Origin of the sequence: Myxococcus sp. AM010, assembly GCF_013372585.1 — a bacterium.
Lineage (GTDB): Bacteria > Myxococcota > Myxococcia > Myxococcales > Myxococcaceae > Myxococcus > Myxococcus vastator.
Genome location: NZ_JABXEO010000019.1, coordinates 36,020 through 53,960, shown reverse-complemented (window position 1 = coordinate 53,960; position 17,941 = coordinate 36,020). Strand labels below are relative to the sequence as shown.

The following is a 17,941-nucleotide window of genomic DNA, read 5'->3' as shown; positions in this document are numbered from 1 at the left end:
TTCACCTTGCGTACACAGGCTCGGAGCTGGGCGCTGGCAGCGCTCATCGCCTCCATCGCGCCCAATGCCCTGGCACAGAGCACCACGGGCGCGCTCATCCCCATCGACCTGGAGCGGCTGCGCTTCACCCCCGCGGCCACGGACTCGATGCTCGTGGACACGGGACACGTGCTCCCCAAGGGCGCCTACCGGCTGATGCTCATGGCCGGCTACGAGCGCGGCATCCTCCTGCTCAAGGGCAGCGATGGGCAGGAGCGCTCCATCATCGACTACCGCGTCTCCGGCTGGCTCGCGGGCGCCTGGTCGCCCGTCGACAACCTGGAGCTGTCCGCGCGGCTGCCCGTCATCATCCATCAGGGCGGCAATGGCGCGGACTCGCTGGTGGGCGTCTCCGCGCCGGACGCCTTCGGGCTCGGCACGCCGGAGCTGGGCGCCCGCTACGCGCTGCTGCGGCGCGAGGCCGGCGACCCCGTCTTCCTCAGCCTGGGCCTGGACGTGGGGACGCCCGGTGGCACCGCGGATGCCTTTGGCCGGCAACAAGGCTGGGCGGGCCTCCAGGTCGCGCCCCGGGTGGCGGTGAGCCGGGAGCTGGGCCCCGTCGTGCTCGGCGCCAGCGCGGGCGTGCGCATCCGCTCCACGGAGAACGAACCCGGCCGAGACTTCGGCACTGAGCTGGAGCAAGGCGTCGTCGTGTCCACGCGCGGCAAGGGCCTGCGCGGCGAAATCGCGCTGCAAGCCGCGGAGTCGCTGGTGGAGTCGGACTTCGCGCTGGAGCTGCTGGGCGGCGTGCGGATGCCCGTGGGTGGCGGCTTCGAGGCCTTCGCCATCGCCGGCCATGGCTTCACGGACATCCCGGGCACGCCGTCCATCCGCGCGGCGGCGGGCATCGCCTGGGCCCATCAGCCGCCCGCTCAAGAGGACGTGTGCCGGAGCGGCCGGAGTCACACGCCGGAGCAGTGCCCCGCGCTGGATGACGACGGCGACACGGTTCCCAACGGGCAGGACCGCTGCCCGCTCGAAGCCGGCCCGCCTGAGAATGACGGCTGCCCGGACACCGACTCGGATGGCGACGGCGTCGTGGACCGCGAGGACGCGTGCCCGAACGAGGCCGGCTCCGCCGAGAACAAGGGCTGCCCTGACACCGACTCGGATGGTGACGGCGTCGTGGACCGCGAGGACGCATGCCCGAACGAGGCCGGCGTCGCCGCCCACCGTGGCTGCCCCGAGCCCAAGCCGGAGCCCGCGCCCCAGGAGCCCGCCACCGAAGCGCCGACGCGGCTGCCCACCGAGCACCACGTCCAGTTCCCGGTGGGCCAGTCGACGCTCTCCGACGAGGAGCTGCGGAACCTGGACGCCGTCGCGGACTACCTGAAGGCCAACCCGGGCGTGTCCCTGCGCATCGAAGGGCACACGGACAGCACCGGCCCCGACGAGCTCAACCGCACGCTGAGCCAGGAGCGCGCGGACGCGGTGCGCACGCACCTCATTCAGCGCGGTGTCGCGTCCTCGCGGCTGACGGCGAAGGGCTACGGGCCCGACCGCCCCCTCACCACCAACGACACGCCCGAGGGCCGCGGCACGAACCGCCGCGTGGAGTTCGTCACCGAGTCCGGAGGCGCGTCACCGGCGCGCTGAGCCTCCGCGCCAGGCTCGCGGCCAGGGTTTGGCGCGTTCGTTCAAGCCCGCCCTCCCCCGCGCTCCTACCCTGGTGATGAAGCTGTCACCAGGAGGAGCCGCATGGGAGCAACCACTTCAAAGCAGGCGCCAGCGTTTCGCGCTGGAATGACAATGACGCGGCGCCTCGCCCAGCTCGCACTCGCATGCTTCGCGGGTGCGCTGGGCTGCGCCACCGCCCCGACGCAGCAAGTCATCTTTCCCTCCGCGGAGCGACAACCCGCGGAGGTTCATCCCCCCGGGAGCGTCCTCATGGTCCTCTCGGCCGCGTCGGAGCAGAAGCTCGCGAATGGAAGCACGCGCCAGACGGGCGTCTTCCTGAACGAGTTCTATGAGCCCTACCGCGCGCTCATCGACGCAGGCTACGACGTGGTGGTCGCGACACCCGAGGGCCGCGCACCGGCGTTCGACCCCGAGGGCATGAACCCTTCGTATTGGAAGGAGCACCCCGAGGCGCTCGCCGAAGCCCAGGCGCTCGTCACGCGGCTCCCTCAGCTGCACGCGCCGCTGAACCTGTCCGAGGTCCGCGCGCGCGCGGACGACTTCCAGGCGCTGCTCATCCCCGGAGGACAGGGCGTCATGGTGGACCTGCTCGATGACGCGGACCTGCACGGCTTGCTCATCCACTTCGGCGCCACGGACCGTCCCGTGGGGCTCGTCTGTCATGCCCCGGCGCTCCTCTCGCGGCTGCCCAAGCCGCAGAGCCCCTTCGTGGGCCGGCGCGTCACCTCGGTCTCCGGCTTCGAGGAGTGGTACATTGAAACCTTCGTCATGGACGCACGCGCCCTGGTTCGTGGGATTGGAGACCAGCTCGACGACGCCGGCTACCGCCATGAGACGGCGTTCCCGGGCCGCTCCCGCGCCGTGCGGGATTGCAACCTGGTGACCAGCCAGAATCCATTCTCGGGTGCCGACTTCAACGTGCACTTCCTCGCCGCGCTGAGCGACTGGCGCAACGCGGGCCGGTGCGCCGTGGACACCGGCGAGCCACCGCGCGCCTCGCGCTGACCAGGAGCAGCCGGACATGGGCGTGGACCAAGGCACCATGACGAGCCCATCCTTGAACGCCCTGCTGAAGGCGGCCGTCGCGCGGACCTACCCGGAGATTCCAACCGAGGGGCGCGACAAGGTCACCGTCCTCCAGGCCGTCATGGAGGCCCATGGCTGGCGGCCCGTGCTGGAGCTCGGCCGCGAGCTGCGGGCCCTCGCGTCCCATCCCGTCCTCCGGGCGCTCGTCGCGGGACCCACGCCCCGGCACGCCGTGGAGCGCTGGACCACCCTGGAGCGCTTCCTTCACTCGCGCCACCGCACGCAACTGCTCTCCCACGACCTGGCCCGCGCCCAGATGACGTTGCGGCATGCCGCCATCGACGGCGGGGCGATTCTCACCGTCAACGACCTGTTCATCTGGGGGGTGCTCGTCGCGCTCCTGGAGACCGCGGGGCTCACGGCGCTCTCCGTCACGCTCGAGCCCGGAGGCGAAGCGCCCATGGCCATTCATGGCCCCGCCCTGGTGGACGAAACACAGCGCCTGCCCGCCACGACGAACGTCGCGACGTTCCGCTGGAGGTCTGGGGAGCCCCTCCGTCTCCACGAGCCTGCCGCGCCGCGCGAGGGAGCCCCCCGCGAGGTCCGCGAGCGGCTCGAACAGGTGATGCGGGGCGACCTGCTGCACCCCTGGACGCTCAAGGAGACCGCGCAGCGGCTCGCCCTGTCCCGCCGCGGCCTCCAGCGCGCCTTGCAGCAGGAAGGGACCACCTTCTCGCAAACCCTTCAACGCGTCCGCGTCGGCGCGGCACACGCGCTGCTGGCAGACGCACGCCTGACGCTCACGGACGTCGCCTTCTGCACCGGGTTCTCCGACCAGGCCCACTTCACGAGGACGTTCCGCAAGCACAACGACGTCCCACCCTCCGCGCTGCGCGAGCTCGTGCTCACCCGCTCCGTCACGGCGAGTCGGTCAAACAAATTCCCAGGGTGAAAACAACGGTTTCTTGGAAATTCCCAAAAACCAAAAATGCCTGGAAGACCGTTCAGTCTGAAACTATAACGCCCCCCTGAGTTCAACGAGGGGCGTGCATGGGTACGGCGAAAAACAAGCAGCCATTTGAACTGCCAGACTTCTACGTTCCCTGGCCGGCGCGCTTGAATCCCAACCTCGAAGGCGCCCGGGTGCATTCGAAGGCCTGGGCGCGCGAGCTGGGCATCATTGGCCGCCCGAAGGATGGCAGCGCTCCGGAAATCTGGAGCGAGGCGAAGTTCGATGCCATGGACTACGCCCTGCTCTGTGCCTACACCCACCCGGAGACACCGGGCCCGGAGCTGGACCTCATCACGGACTGGTACGTCTGGGTCTTCTACTTCGACGACCACTTCCTGGAGCTCTTCAAGCGCTCCCAGGACATGGTGGGCGCGAAGGCCTACCTGGACCGGCTGCCGTTGTTCATGCCGCTGGACCCGGCGGCCACGCCACCGCCGCCCACCAACCCCGTCGAGGCCGGGCTGCTGGACCTGTGGAACCGGACCGTCCCCAGTCGCACCATGGCGTGGCGGCGCCGGTTCTTCGAGCACACCAAGCACCTGCTGGACGAGTCGAGCTGGGAGCTGAACAACATCAGCGACGGCCGCGTCTCCAACCCCGTTGAATACATCGAGATGCGCCGCAAGGTGGGCGGCGCCCCGTGGTCCGCGAACCTGGTGGAGCACGCCGTCTTCGCGGAGGTCCCGGACCGCGTCGCCGCCAGCCGCCCGATGCGGGTGCTGAAGGACACGTTCTCCGACGCGGTCCACCTGCGCAACGACTTGTTCTCCTACGAGCGGGAGATTCTGGAGGAGGGCGAGCTCTCCAACGGCGTCCTGGTGATGGAGAAGTTCCTGGACATCTCCCCGCCCAGCGCCGCGCAGCTCGTCAACGAGGTGCTCACCTCCCGGCTCCAGCAGTTCGAGAACACCGTCTTCACGGAGCTGCCGTCCCTGTTCGTCGAGTTCGGCCTGAATCCAGTCGAGCAGGCCCAGGTGCTCACCTACGTCCGGGGGCTCCAGGACTGGCAGTCCGGCGGGCACGAGTGGCACATGCGCTCCAGCCGCTACATGAACAAGGGCTCCGGCGGCGCGGGCGGCTTCTTCCTGGGCCCCAACGGCCTGGGCACCTCCGCGGCGCGGCTTCCGCAGTCGCCCACCGCCCTGGGGCTCACCCGCCTCAAGAGCTTCTCCCACGTGCCGTACCAGCCCGTGGGCCCGGTGAACCTGCCGAAGTTCTACATGCCGTACTCCACGAAGCCCAGCCCTCACCTGGACACCTCGCGGCGAGAGTCCAAGGCGTGGGCGCGGCGGATGGGCATGTTGGATGTCCTCCCCGGGGTCCCCGGCGGCTACATCTGGGATGACCACAAGTTCGACGTGGCCGACGTGGCGCTCTGCGGCGCGTTGATTCATCCCCACGCCACCGAGGCGCAGCTCAACCTGTCCGCCTGCTGGCTCGTCTGGGGCACCTACGCGGACGACTACTTCCCGGCCTTCTACGGCCACACCAAGGACATGGCCGGCGCCAAGGTGTTCAACGCCCGGCTGGCGATGTTCGTGCCGGAGGACGCCGGCACGGCGGTTCCGCCCCCCACCAATCCGGTGGAGCGGGGGCTCGCGGACCTGTGGGCCCGCACCACCGAAGGGGTGACGCCCGACTCACGGCGCCTGTTCCGCAAGGCCATCCTGGACATGACGGAGAGCTGGCTTTGGGAGCTGGCCAACCAAATCCAGAACCGCATCCCGGACCCCATCGACTACGTGGAGATGCGGCGCCAGACGTTCGGCTCGGACCTCACCATGAGCCTGTCCCGCCTGGCGCATGGGGATGCGCTCGCGCCTGAAATCTTCCACACCCGGCCCATCCGCAGCCTGGAGAACGCCGCGGCGGATTACGCCTGCCTCATCAACGACGTCTTCTCCTACCAGAAGGAGATTGAGTTCGAAGGTGAGCTCAACAACGGCGTGCTCGTCGTGCAGCGCTTCCTCGACCTGGACCCGGCGCGGGCCGTCCTGGTCGTCAACGACTTGATGACCGCGCGGATGCGGCAGTTCGAATACATCATCGCCAACGAGCTGGAGCCGCTGGCGCGCAGCTTCAACCTGGACGGCAAGGCCCAGGACAAGCTGAAGCAGTACGTCCAGAAGCTGCAGTGGTGGATGAGCGGCGTGCTCATCTGGCACCAGACGGTGGACCGCTACAAGGAGTTCGAGCTGCGCGCGTCCCGCAAGCTGGGCCTGCGCGTCTCCTCGGGCCCCACCGGCCTGGGCACCTCCGCCGCACGCATCGCCTCGCTGTTCTCCAACCTGCGCTCCGGCGCCTGATCTTCCATCCCACTCGAAAGGCCAATCATGTCGAACATCATCAAGCCGGGCGGTGACGCCGAGAAGTCCCAGTTGAGCCTGGGTACGGCCGCGGCGCGCCAGCTGGCGACGACGACCAAGTCCGTTCCGCAGATGCAGGGCATCTCCTCGCGGTGGCTGCTCAAGCTGCTGCCCTGGGTGCAGGTGTCCGGTGGCGTGTACCGCGTCAACCGCCGACTGAGCTACGCGGTGGGGGATGGCCGCGTGACGTTCACCACCACCGGCGCCAAGGTGCAGGTCATCCCGCAGGAGCTGTGCGAGCTGCCCCTGCTGCGCAGCTACGACGACGTCGAGGTGCTGGCGGCGCTGGCCAACCGCTTCGAGCAGAAGACGTACAAGGCCGGTGAGGTCATCACCGAGGTGGGCAAGGAGGCGGACTGCATCGTCCTCATCGCCCACGGCAAGGTGAACATGATTGGCGCCGGCAAGTACGGCGACACCACCGTGCTCGGCGTGCTGGCGGACGGCGACCACTACAGCTACGAGGCGCTGCTGGAGTCGCAGGACTACTGGAAGTTCACGGCCAAGGCCGTCACGGCGTCCACCGTGCTGGTGCTGCAGCAGTCCGACTTCGAGGCCGTGGTGGCTCAGTCGCCCTCGCTGAGCAAGCACATCGAGCGGTTCAAGGCCCGCGCGAAGAAGAAGCAGGACACCACGGGCCAGGCCGAAATCGAGCTGGCCGCGGGCCACACCGGCGAGCCGGTGCTGCCGGGCACCTACGTGGACTACGAGACGTCGCCCCGCGAGTACGAGCTGAGCGTGGCGCAGACGGTGCTCCAGATTCACACCCGCGTGGCGGACCTCTTCAACGAGCCCATGAACCAGACGGAGCAGCAGCTCCGGCTGACGGTGGAGGCGCTGAAGGAGCGCAAGGAGCACGAGCTCGTCAACAACCGCGAGTTCGGCCTGCTCCACAACGCCGACCTCAAGCAGCGCATCCACACCCGCAGCGGGCCGCCCACGCCCGACGACATGGACGAGCTGCTGGCCACCGTGTGGAAGGAGCCGTCATTCTTCCTGGCCCACCCGCGCGCCATCGCCGCCTTCGGCCAGGAGTGCAGCCGCAAGGGCATCTACCCCACCAGCGTGGACTTCAACGGCAACATGGTGCCCGCCTGGCGCGGCGTCCCCATCTTCCCGTGCAGCAAGATTCCCGTCAGCGATTCGCGCACCACGTCCATCATGCTGATGCGCGCGGGTGAGAAGAACCAGGGTGTCGTCGGCCTGCACCCCGGCACCATCCCCGACGAAATCGAGCCCGGCCTCAACGTCCGGTACATGGGCATCAACGAGAAGGCCATCATCAACTACCTGGTCACCAGCTACTTCTCCGCGGCCGTCCTCGTGCCCGACGCGCTGGGCATCCTGGAGAGCGTCGAAATCGGCCGTGGCGAATAGGCCTCCTCCCGCTCGGAGGACGTGAGGGAATCCACATGGCGAATTTCGTGAAGACGGGCGGCGACGACACCCCGCGCCTGAGCCTGGGCACGGCCGCGGCGCGCCAGCTCGCGACGACGACCAAGACGGCCCCGCAGATGCAGGGCATCACCCCGCGGTGGCTGCTGCGCATGCTGCCCTGGGTGGAGGTGACGGGCGGCACGTACCGGGTCAACCGGCGGCTGAGCTACGCGGTGGCGGATGACCGCCTCGTGTTCAGCAACCTTGGCGCGAAGGTGCAGATCATCCCGCAGGAGCTGCTCAAGCTGCCGCTGCTGCGGGGCCTGAGCGGCGACGACGAGGTGATTGCCGCCCTGGCCAGCCGGTTCACCCAGGCGGAGTACAAGGCGGGCGACGTCATCGTGGAGGAAGGCAAGCCCGCCGAGCACGTCTTCCTGCTGGCCCACGGCAAGGCGCGCAAGCTCCGCGAAGGCCCGTATGGCGCGCCCGTCACCCTGGACGTGCTGGCGGACGGCGACCACTTCGGCGACCAGGCCGTGGCGACGTCGGATGACGTCTGGAGCTACACCGTCAAGGCCACCACGCCGTGCACGGTGCTGTCCCTGCCGCAGCAGGCGTTCGAAGAGTTGATTGCCCGGTCCGCCGCGCTGCGCGCCCAGGTGGAGCAGTACCGGGAGCGCCTGAAGAAGCCCCAGGACAAGCTGGGACAGGCCGCCATCCCCCTGGCCGCCGGCCACTCCGGTGAGCCGGACATCCAGGGCGGCTACGTGGACTACGAGCTCGCGCCCCGCGAGTACGAGCTGAGCGTGGCGCAGACGGTGCTCCGGGTCCACACGCGCGTCTCCGACGTGTTCGGCGACCCCATGGACCAGACGGAGCAGCAGCTGCGGCTGACCATCGAAGCGCTGCGGGAGCGGCAGGAGCACGAGCTCATCAACAACCGGGACTTCGGCCTGCTCCACAACGCCGACCTCAAGCAGCGCCTCCACACCCGCAGCGGGCCGCCCACGCCCGATGACCTGGACGAGCTGCTCAGCCGGCGCCGCAAGTCGCGCTTCTTCCTGGCGCACCCGCGCACCATCGCGGCGTTCGGCCGGGAGTGCACCCGCCGAGGCGTCTATCCGACGCCCGTCGAGGTCCAGGGCACGCCGTGCATGGCCTGGCGCGGAGTCCCCCTGCTGCCGTGTGACAAGCTCCCCATCACCGAGCAGCGCACCAGCTCCATCCTCGTGCTGCGCACCGGCCAGGAGGACCAGGGCGTCATCGGTCTGCGCCGCACCGGCCTGCCGGACGAGGTCGAGCCCGGCCTCTCCGTGCGCCGCATGGACGTCACGGACAAGGCCATCACGAACTACCTGGTCAGCACCTACTTCTCCGCGGCGCTGCTCATCCCCGATGCGCTGGGTGTGCTGGAGAACGTGGAGCTCGGAGGCTGATGTTTCAGAAGCTGACACGGCGGGTCCGGGCGCGCTGCCTGGACTCGCTGTGTCGCTTGAAACATTCGCATGCAGCGCATCTCAGTCCGGCGGGACTGAAGAATTCCAATACTGAAACATGTAAAGACACCGTCTCCGCTCGGTTTGGCGTGGACGTGACTTGGATGAGCCGTGAAGGCGTGATTGGTTCCGCGCTCCCCTTCACCCCTGAGAGGTTCTCATCCATGCGGAACATCTTCGCCACGACGGCCGCCCTCGCCTCCCTCATGCTGATGGGCCCGGTGGCCTGTGGCAGCGGCACGCCCGAACAGACGCAGCCGACCGCCGAGCAGCAACAGAGCTTGAAGGCCACGGGCACGGGTTGCAGCGCCGACTCGGAATGCGCCAGCGGGCTGTGCTGGACGGAGGCCGACTCGTACCCCACCTACAACCCGTATTGGATTCGCGCGGACAGCTGCACGGAGGAGTGCGGTGGCCCTGGCGACACGTACTGCCGTGAGCTCGCGGAGGAGTACAACGCGCCCTATCCCGAAAACGCCCGCTGCATCAGCGCCCGCGGCGTCTACGACAACAACCCGTATGACCACTCCGTCTACCTTTGCGACATGGTGGCCGTTGGCCTGGGCAAGGTCCACTGGGTGGAGTGACGCCGCAACCGCCGTCAGCCGCCTGGAGGGGCTCGCGCTCCAGGCGGCTGTTGCCTCCGCGTCCGTCAACGAGCGGACCGGGTTGATTCACTTCGCGTGACGGAACATTGTCCGCGCCATGAGCACGAAGGACTCCGTTCAGAGCATCCTCGCCGTGGTGGAAATCGGCGCTCCGCTGGCCGTGGGCATCCTCCAGGGCATCCTGGTGCTGAAGTTCGTCAAGCCGCGGCTCCTGGCGCGGATGGGTGGGCTGGCCAGCGTGGTCCACTCCCGGGCCAACACCCTGCTGAGCGTGGTCCAGATGATGGTTCTCCTGGGCGTGGTGGTGGCCTGCAGTGCCGCCTACGCGCCGCGGACGCTCGCCTGGCTTCTGGAACGTGACCTCCTCCCATTCGAGCCCACGCCGCTCGTGCTGCGCGTCGCCGCCGTCATCGCCGCCTACTTGAGCGGAGCCAACCTGGTCCACCTGACCACGGCCCTGTCCAGCGAGCAGGCGTCGAACACGCTGGAGCCCATGCCGCTCAGCGACCGGCGTCCGTGATGACGCGCTCGATGAGCGCCAGCATCGCGGCGCGGTAGGCCTTGGCGTCCCCGCCGGTGCTGATGGCCAACGCGGCGCGGTCGAAGGCGGCGGACAGCAGGCTGGTGAGCGCGGGCACCAAGGGCCCATCGCCCAGCACGGCGGCGAGCCCCTCCCGCAGCGAGCCCGCGGCGGAGGCCTCATCGAGTGCCATCATCTCCGCATGGCCGAACACCGCCGGCCCCTCCACGAGCAGCAAGCGCGTGCGGCCGGGGACGGCCATCGCGTCGAGATAGGCCAGGCTTCCAGCGATGAGCGCCTCACGCGCGCCCAGGGCCGGCGGCGTCGCCCGGTCAATGGCACGGCGCAGCTCGGCGAATTCCCGCTCGAGCACCGCCCGCAGCAGCGCCTGCTTGTCCTCGAAGTGGTGGTAGAGCGCCCCCCGCGTCACGGCGGCGCCGGCCACCACCTCCGGCGTCGACGTCTGCGCGTACCCCTTTTCCACGAACAGCGCCCGGCTCGCGCCCACGAGCGCCTGCCGCGTCGTCGCGCTGCGCTCATCGTTGCTTCTTCGCGCCCTCGCGTGCATACATGCAGCCTGTATGCTGATTCATCGAAAGCCAAGCCCGAAGGAGAGAGGGAGCCCGTGAAAATCACCAGTTACTACCCGGTCATCATGACGAACGACGTCGCGGGGACGGCGGCGTTCTACACGGCGCACTTCGGCTTCAGCCCGCGCTTCACCAGCGACTGGTACGTCCACCTCCAGTCGGACGATGCCGAACATGTCGCGCTGGCCATCCTCGACGGACGGCACGAGACGGTGCCGACGGTGGCCCGGGGCACGGTGGCGGGGACGATTCTCAACTTCGAGGTCGAAGACCCGGACGCCGTCTACCGGGACGTGCAGGCGGCCGGCCTGCCCATCCACCTGCCGCTGCGGGACGAGGCCTTCGGCCAGCGGCACTTCATCACCGCCGACCCGAACGGGGTGCTCATCGACGTCATCAAGCCCATTGCGCCGAGCGAGGACTTCGCGAAGCAGTACGAGGCCAACGCGCTCCCCGTCGGGTGACGACCGGGGCCGGAAGCCGTTGCGGAAGCCCATCCCAGCCTACTCGGCCCGGAGCGGCCCCCGGAACCCGCTCGGCTCCGCGCTCACCGCGGTGTTTCCCGCGAGCATTCCCCTCGTGAAGAAGGGGGACTCGAAGAACACGTAGGGGCTGAAGAGTTCGGGGCGACTCGCGACCTCCAGCCTCGCGGAGAGCTCGGGCGGCAGCGTGAAGTCCAGCGCGTGCAGGTTGTCCTCCAACTGCTCCAGCCTGCTCGCGCCGATGATGGTGGACACGACGCAGGGACGCGTCGCCACCCAGTTGAGCGCCACCTGGGCGGGCGAGCGCTCCACCTCTTTCGCCACCGAGACAAGCGCCTCGACGATGGGCCAGGGGCGCTCCTGCAGGAACTTGTCCGCCACGGGGTTTCCGCTGGCCAGCAGCGCATGGGCGCGCCCCTCGCCCTTCGGCTGGGCTCCCTCGCGGGTGTACCGTCCTGTGAGGAGTCCCCCGGCCAGGGGGCTCCAGGGGGTCAGGGCGGCGCCCAGCGCGAGCGCGGCGGGGAGGTGCTCGCGCTCGACATTGCGCTCCGCGAGCGAGTACTCCAGTTGCAAGGCGGCGACCTTCTCCCAGCCGTTGCGCTCCGCCAGGGTTTGCGCGCGCGCGAAGTACCAGGCCGGCACGTCGGAGAATCCGATGTAACGCACCTTGCCCTCGCGCACGAGGCCGGTCAGCGTCCCCATCACCTCCTCCACGGGCGTCAGTCCATCCCAGACGTGCAGCCAGTACACGTCCACGTAGTCCGTCTTGAGGCGGCGCAGCGAGCCTTCGAGCGCGGACAAGATGTGTTTGCGACTGTTTCCGCCGGCGTTCGGATCCCCCGGCGACACGTTGGCGGAGAACTTGGTGGCGATGACCGCCCGCGCCCTCCCGCCGTGCTCCGCGAAGTAGTCGCCGATGATGCGCTCGCTGGAGCCGGAGGTGTACGCATCCGCCGTGTCGAGGAAGTTGCCACCCGCCTCCAGATAGCGCGTCAGCAGGCGGTGCGCGTCCTCGCCGCGCATGCCCCAGCCCCAATCGGTGCCGAAGTTCATGGTGCCCAGCGCCAGCGGGCTCACCCGCAGGCCCGTTTGACCGAGCAGGTGGTACTTCGCCAAGGACTCAATCGTCCGCGTCGACATGGTGGTGCTCTCCATTCGTCGTGATGGGCCGTGCTCCCCATCGCCCTGCCAGGAATAGAGGCGCGCCCCCATGAAGGCAGCCCGCTTCTTGCGCCTGTTGACGCTCACCGGGAGCGCAGGCCGGCTGACGGGCTCGGTGCGTGACGTTCTTGGGCGCAATCCTACGCATCAGCCCTCGCGCCCGGCGGGCCGCACATGGCCTCAGGCACGACAGCCACGAAAAAACTGTGTTTCGCGCGCTCCCACTCAATGACCTCTCATGAACTGAGAACGACGATTGTTTCTCGGATTCACCACACCTGAGCGTCCCCAGACCACCACACGGAGTATGAGACGCCGGCAAAATCCACCCCTCCGATTCCACTCTGAGCGCGGTGGCGAATCTCATCGAAAAGACACAGGCGATTGTTTATACGTGCATGCACTTTTGATGCAGTCCTGGAGGCTTCGCTGAAGCGCTCGCACACCCGGGTATTTCCCACGCACGTCCTGTACTGGCTCGCCGCTGGCTTCGCCCTGATTTACCTGGTGGCCGCGGCATTTCTCTCGTTCGGCAAGATTTACCTGCTCCCGCAGGACTTCATCAAAGAGCTCTTCCGCTACCAGGCCGCGCCCATCGTCCTGCTGGCGGGCATCCCCTGCGGCATCTACTTCATCTTCTGGCGCGCCAGCGACTTGTTCGCCTGGGTGTCCGCGCCGCCCAAGCTGGTGGTGGACGAGGAGTGCCTGCGCTCGGGCGACACGCGCATCGCGTGGCGGAACGTGAGCGCCATCATCACGGTGCAGAACCACGACCGGCTCATCCTGCGCCACCGCGGGGGCACCTACCGGCTGCGGCTGAACCTGTGGAGCGACGCGGACGAGCTTTACGGCCACGTGACGGACCACGTCGTGGAGGTGCTGCTGCAGGGCGTGCACCGGCAGGTCGACGCCGGCAAGTCGGTGCAGTTCGGGCCGCTCACGCTCAGTGGCGCCGGGCTGACGCACAAGAAGCGGCTGATGCGCTGGGATGACATCGAGAGCATCCGCTTCCAGGACGAGTTCGACCAAGGCGTGTCCACGCGCGAGCTGATCATCGCCGCCCAGGGCAAGCCGCTCAAGATTGACGAGGCCCGCATCGTCAACGCCCCCGTCCTCCTGGCCTACCTGTCGCAACGGCTGGCCGCCTGACTCCCCTTTCCCCTCACAGGTTACACGTCATGGAAATCTACAGCTCCTCGCAGAACAAGCAGAAGACGCAGAAGACGCAGAAGCCGCGCGAGGTCTACTACTCGCGCACGAAGCTCATCATCGGCGCGGTGATCTGGACGCTGGCCACGGCCTTTTTTGGCGCGCTCACCTCCCGGCTGACGGACAGCCTGGGCATCATGGCCCTCTGCGGGGCGATTACCCTTTGCATGCTCTGGATGCTCTACGGCTGCATCAAATCGCTGGGCAACCTGGACAAGCCCGCGCTGATTATCGGCCGGGATGGCATCCGCTTCGAGGACGGCCTGCTGATTGAATGGGCCGACATGACCGAGAATACCTATATCAGCCAGTCTTATATGGGCATTCCCACGATCAAGCTGATTCAAATCAAGACCACGCTGGAGAAGCCCAAGGTCAAGAAGATGCGCGTGGCGGCGCTCGACATCGACAGCGACGAGTACCTGGAGCTCTGCGACACCTACAGCCAGCACTCGGCGCAGGCCCCCGCCAGGGCGTAGCAAGAAACCTGGCACCGTGCCGGCATGAAGGCCGGCACGGCGCCATCAGGCCGTGAAGCGCTCGACGAGCAACGCCAGGCGCTGACGCAGCACGCGCGCCGTGGGCACGTCGGCCAGGAGCCCGTCGACGGCCAGCATGAACACCTCGGCGAGCGGCCGTGACGTCAGGACAGCCTGCGTGTACTTGAGCCAGCGTCGGCGGCGTCTCGCCTCGACCTCCGGCAACAGCCGCTCGCAGGCGGCGTAGAACTCGGACGCCATGGGCGCCCCCACCATCAGCGCCCACGGCTCCAGGAGGATGATTTCGTACACCTGGAGCAGCTTGTCGCGCGCGGAGCCCGGACCCGCCAGCACCTGCTCCACGCGGGGGTAGCGCGCCTCGAACAGCGCGTCGAAGACGGCCGCGAAGATGTCCTCCTTGTTCTTGAACTTCAGATACAGGAGCGGCCGCGACAGGTTCGCCCGCTTCGCGATGTCATCCAGGGACGTCTTCGCGTAGCCGAAGCGCAGGAAGCACTCCAGGGCGGCATCGACAATCGCCGCCCGGCGCAACGCATCACGCTCATCGCTCCTGGTTCCCGCCATGCGGAACAAATTGACAAAAATGACCTATATCGTCAATTCATCACCGCACAACGGCGAGCGTGGGTGGACGGCATGACGTGGCGCAGAAGGCTGGCGTATGCGGCACTGGGGACGGCGGCGCCGCTGGCCGTGCTGCTGACGGTGGTCGCCATCGAGGCCTGGCCGGCGCTGGGTCAGGCCGCGGACGGCGCGCGGCGGGCACGCATGGAGCGCTCGCCCCAGTGGCGGGACGGCCACTTCGACAACCCGCAGCCCCTGCGTAATGACGCCTGGGGTTCCATCGCGAGCATGTTCAGCGCCAGCCCCGACGTGAGCCCCGCCCAGGGCGCGCTGCCGGCGGTGGCGCTGGACGGGAGCGCGTTCGGCGCGCCGCCCGCCACCGGCCTTCGCGTCACGTGGTTCGGACACTCGACGTCGCTCGTGGAGCTGGACGGTCAGCGCATCCTCATCGACCCGGTGTGGAGCGAGCGCGTGTCCCCCTTGAGCTGGATAGGACCGCGCCGCTGGTACGCCCCGCCCCTTGCGCTGACGGCGCTGCCCGCCGTTGACGCGGTCGCCATCTCCCATGACCACTACGACCACCTGGACCATCAAACGCTGCTGGCGATGAAGGACTGGGACACATCCTTCATCGTGCCGCTCGGCGTCGGCGCGCACCTGGTGGGCTGGGGCATCCCCGAGTCGCGCATCATCGAGCTCGACTGGTGGGAGCGCGCACGCGTGGGGGCGCTGGAGGTCGTCTGCACCCCCGCCCGCCATGCCTCGGGCCGGACGGGCATCGACAAGGACGCGACGCTGTGGGCGGGCTTCGCGTTCCTGGGCCCCACGCACCGCGTGTACTACTCGGGCGACACGGGCCTGTTCCCCGCCATGAAGGACATTGGCGAGCGGCTGGGGCCCTTCGACCTGACGATGATTGAGGTGGGCCAGTACCACAGCGCGTGGCCCGACTGGCACATCGGCCCCGAGCAGGCCGTCACCGCGCACCAGTGGGTCCGGGGCCGCGTGCTGCTGCCGGTGCACTGGGGCCTGTTCACCCTCGCGCTCCACGGATGGACGGAGCCCATTGAACGCGTGCTCGCGGCGGGTGAGGCCGCGGGGGTGAGTGTCATCGTCCCGAGGCCGGGTGAGCGCGTCGAGCCCGGTGCGCCGCGCTCCCTTGAGCGCTGGTGGCCTTCCCTGCCGTGGAACACGGCGGTGCAGGACCCCATCGTCTCCACCCAGTTGGACTGACGTCGCGGCCGCCTGACTTCAGGCGCCCCTCACGGGCTACGACGTGTGCAGCTTCGGCCTGGGCGTGTCGTCGGCGGGAAAGGGCGACCGAGCGTCCACCCCCTGGCGGGCCGGGCGCCGACCCACCGTGCGCTGACGTCCGCTTGGCGCCTGCTCCCTGAATCCGAGGAGCGCGCGCAGGTGGCGCTGTGTACGGTTGTGTCAGGCCCATGACCAGCGCACCGCCACCGCCCCCCCAAATCCTCTCCGACGTGAGCATCGGCCCCGACGTCGCGGCGGTCGGTCGCATCGAGGCCATCAAGTCGGTCCTCCGGGTGCTGACGCAGACGACAGGCCTGCGGCTGGCCGTCGTCGCTCGCGTCACCGCGGAGGCCTGGACCTGCTGCGCCGTGCTGGACGAGATGAACTTCGGCCTGAAGGCGGGCGACACGCTGGAAATCACCACCACCTTCTGCAACACCGTGCGCAGCACGCTGGCGCCGCTGCTCGTCACCCACGCGAGCCAGGACCCACGCTTCAGGGACCACCCCGCCCCCAGGATGTACGGGGTGGAGAGCTACATCGCGGTGCCGCTATACCGGAAGGACGGGACGTACTTCGGCGTGATGTGCGCGCTGGATGCGAACCCCGCCGCCCTGTCCGAGGACAAGCTGGAGATCTTCCGTCACCTGGGTGACCTGGTGGGCCATCAGCTCGAACAGGAGGATGCGCTGAACGAGCGTGACGCCCGCCTGCTCGGCGCCCACGAGGCGTCCCTGCTGCGCGAGCAACTGATTGGCATCGTCAGCCACGACCTGCGCAATCCGCTCAATGCCATCTCACTGGCCGCCGCGACGATGATGCGGCTCGAGGAGCTGGATGAGCGGAGCCGGCGAGGGCTCCGCCGCATCCTCGACGCCTCGGACCGCGCCCACCGGCTCATCCGAGACCTGCTGGACTTCACCCACGTCCGCACGGGAATGCCGCTTCCCATCAACCCCCAGGCCGCGGACCTGCACCAGCTCATCCGGCAGGTGGTGGATGAAGTGCAGCTCACGGCCCCGGAGCGCGAGCTGGACGTGGTGCACGCCGGCGACGCGCGCGGGACGTGGGACCCGGACCGCATCGCCCAGGTGCTCACCAACTTGTTGGCAAATGCCATGCAGTACAGCCCGTCCGACTCCCCCATCCGCGTGGAGGCGCGCGGCGAGGCGCAAAAAGTCGTCCTGAGCGTGAGCAACGTGGGCGAGCCCATTCCGGTGGGGCTGCTGCCCACCCTCTTCAAGCCGATGACGCGAGGAACCACCACCGTCACGGAGCGCCGCAGCGTGGGTCTGGGCCTGTTCATCGTGGAGCAGGTTGCACGCGCGCATGGGGGCCAGGTGGAGGTGGTGTCCACCGCGGAAGCGGGCACCACCTTCCGGGTCCACCTGCCACGAGACGCCTGAACGCCGCGGCCCGCCAGCCTGCCGGCCGAGTTGGCGCCTGCCCGCCCGTCAGGCGCAGGTGCCCTTCCCGACGCCAGGAAGCACCTTGAGCGCGGGAGAGAGAGGGCGGATGAACCGACGACTCAGTGCGCTTGTCCGAAGAGACCCGGCCGAAGTCCAGGGCGCGTATTTCCTGCTGAAGGGCCTGTTGCCCTGGCTCCAGCCGAAGCGAGTCACGCGGCTCACCGGCCCCATCCGCGAGGGCTGGTTGATGAAGACGGTGGGCGGGCTCGCCGGCACGGTGGGCGCGACGCTCCTGTCCGCGCACCGCCATGGCCGCGTCACGCCGGAGCTTCGGAAGCTGGGCATCTGGAGCGCGCTCACGCTCCTGGTGGTCGACGTCTCCACGTATGCCACGCACCGGAGGCGGCGCTCCGCCGTCTTCCTGGCCGACGCGGCCGTCCAGGCCGCGCTGCTCGCGGCGCAGTGGTACGCGTGCAGCCGCATGCCGGTGGTCATCGACGCACGCGCCGGTGGCCTTCGCGACCCGTCACGGTACGGCGCGGGCGAGCATGGACGGTGGAACATCCTCCCTGGCGAGTCACGCGACGCGGCCGGCAATCGAGACATCGTCGCCGAAGGCTCCATGTCCTCCTTTCCCGCCAGCGACCCGCCTTCCTACATGGGCTGACGCCTTCGCCCCTGTGCCTCCCG

Annotated in this window: 17 protein-coding genes; 14 read left to right on the top strand and 3 right to left on the bottom strand. The window is 68.6% G+C overall.

The window, feature by feature from the left end; genetic code table 11:
- The first annotated feature begins 6 nt into the window (after nt 1–6).
- From HV826_RS37125 to HV826_RS12325, 8 genes are all read left to right on the top strand, one after another.
- Nucleotides 7–1,635, top strand: coding sequence for an OmpA family protein (locus HV826_RS37125; RefSeq protein ID WP_255208154.1), 1,629 nt, complete (start codon nt 7–9; stop codon nt 1,633–1,635).
- 291 nt (nt 1,636–1,926) lie between these two features.
- Nucleotides 1,927–2,682 carry a type 1 glutamine amidotransferase domain-containing protein gene (locus HV826_RS12355; RefSeq protein ID WP_176417214.1) on the top strand — a complete coding sequence of 252 codons (756 nt, stop codon included), beginning with the start codon at nt 1,927–1,929 and terminating at the stop codon, nt 2,680–2,682.
- A 37-nt stretch (nt 2,683–2,719) separates the two neighbouring features.
- A complete protein-coding gene (locus HV826_RS12350; protein ID WP_255217176.1) occupies nt 2,720–3,655 on the top strand; it encodes an AraC family transcriptional regulator in 936 nt (311 codons plus the stop codon).
- A 98-nt stretch (nt 3,656–3,753) separates the two neighbouring features.
- A complete protein-coding gene (locus tag HV826_RS12345; protein WP_176417212.1) occupies nt 3,754–6,021 on the top strand; it encodes a family 2 encapsulin nanocompartment cargo protein terpene cyclase in 2,268 nt (755 codons plus the stop codon).
- A 27-nt stretch (nt 6,022–6,048) separates the two neighbouring features.
- Nucleotides 6,049–7,458, top strand: coding sequence for a family 2B encapsulin nanocompartment shell protein (locus HV826_RS12340; protein ID WP_176417211.1), 1,410 nt, complete (start codon nt 6,049–6,051; stop codon nt 7,456–7,458).
- Between the two features lie 35 nt (nt 7,459–7,493).
- Complete coding sequence (locus HV826_RS12335) at nt 7,494–8,894, top strand: family 2B encapsulin nanocompartment shell protein (RefSeq protein ID WP_176417210.1); 1,401 nt, start codon at nt 7,494–7,496, stop codon at nt 8,892–8,894.
- 224 nt (nt 8,895–9,118) lie between these two features.
- Nucleotides 9,119–9,541, top strand: coding sequence for a hypothetical protein (locus HV826_RS12330; protein ID WP_176417209.1), 423 nt, complete (start codon nt 9,119–9,121; stop codon nt 9,539–9,541).
- Nucleotides 9,542–9,659: 118 nt separating this feature from the next.
- Nucleotides 9,660–10,082 carry a hypothetical protein gene (locus HV826_RS12325; RefSeq protein WP_176417208.1) on the top strand — a complete coding sequence of 141 codons (423 nt, stop codon included), beginning with the start codon at nt 9,660–9,662 and terminating at the stop codon, nt 10,080–10,082.
- Here HV826_RS12325 and HV826_RS12320 read toward each other — a convergent pair.
- A complete protein-coding gene (locus HV826_RS12320) occupies nt 10,063–10,650 on the bottom strand; it encodes a TetR family transcriptional regulator (RefSeq protein WP_176417207.1) in 588 nt (195 codons plus the stop codon). The genes HV826_RS12325 and HV826_RS12320 overlap by 20 nt on opposite strands.
- 57 nt (nt 10,651–10,707) lie before the next feature.
- On the opposite strand from HV826_RS12320, the gene HV826_RS12315 reads away from it, so the two are divergent.
- Nucleotides 10,708–11,136 carry a VOC family protein gene (locus tag HV826_RS12315; RefSeq protein WP_176417206.1) on the top strand — a complete coding sequence of 143 codons (429 nt, stop codon included), beginning with the start codon at nt 10,708–10,710 and terminating at the stop codon, nt 11,134–11,136.
- Nucleotides 11,137–11,175: 39 nt separating this feature from the next.
- Here the strand turns inward: HV826_RS12315 and HV826_RS12310 are convergent, their stop codons facing one another.
- The gene (locus tag HV826_RS12310; RefSeq protein ID WP_176417205.1) at nt 11,176–12,294 is read right to left on the bottom strand and encodes an aldo/keto reductase; all 1,119 of its coding nucleotides are present in this window, start codon (nt 12,292–12,294) and stop codon (nt 11,176–11,178) included.
- 405 nt (nt 12,295–12,699) lie between these two features.
- Between HV826_RS12310 and HV826_RS12305 the strand changes: the two genes are divergently transcribed.
- The gene (locus HV826_RS12305) at nt 12,700–13,464 is read left to right on the top strand and encodes a DUF6585 family protein (protein WP_217917526.1); all 765 of its coding nucleotides are present in this window, start codon (nt 12,700–12,702) and stop codon (nt 13,462–13,464) included.
- 29 nt (nt 13,465–13,493) lie between these two features.
- The gene (locus tag HV826_RS12300; RefSeq protein ID WP_176417204.1) at nt 13,494–14,003 is read left to right on the top strand and encodes a hypothetical protein; all 510 of its coding nucleotides are present in this window, start codon (nt 13,494–13,496) and stop codon (nt 14,001–14,003) included.
- Nucleotides 14,004–14,048: 45 nt separating this feature from the next.
- On the opposite strand, the gene HV826_RS12295 is transcribed toward HV826_RS12300, so the two are convergent.
- A complete protein-coding gene (locus tag HV826_RS12295) occupies nt 14,049–14,588 on the bottom strand; it encodes a TetR/AcrR family transcriptional regulator (RefSeq protein ID WP_176417203.1) in 540 nt (179 codons plus the stop codon).
- Between the two features lie 72 nt (nt 14,589–14,660).
- Here HV826_RS12295 and HV826_RS12290 point away from each other — a divergent pair, with 72 nt between their 5' ends.
- From HV826_RS12290 to HV826_RS12280, 3 genes are all read left to right on the top strand, one after another.
- The gene (locus tag HV826_RS12290; protein WP_176417202.1) at nt 14,661–15,821 is read left to right on the top strand and encodes an MBL fold metallo-hydrolase; all 1,161 of its coding nucleotides are present in this window, start codon (nt 14,661–14,663) and stop codon (nt 15,819–15,821) included.
- A 209-nt stretch (nt 15,822–16,030) separates the two neighbouring features.
- A complete protein-coding gene (locus HV826_RS12285) occupies nt 16,031–17,248 on the top strand; it encodes a GAF domain-containing sensor histidine kinase (RefSeq protein WP_176417201.1) in 1,218 nt (405 codons plus the stop codon).
- Nucleotides 17,249–17,357: 109 nt separating this feature from the next.
- Nucleotides 17,358–17,918 (top strand): hypothetical protein, encoded by a 561-nt coding sequence (locus tag HV826_RS12280; protein ID WP_176417200.1) that lies wholly within the window; start codon nt 17,358–17,360, stop codon nt 17,916–17,918.
- Nucleotides 17,919–17,941 lie beyond the last annotated feature (23 nt).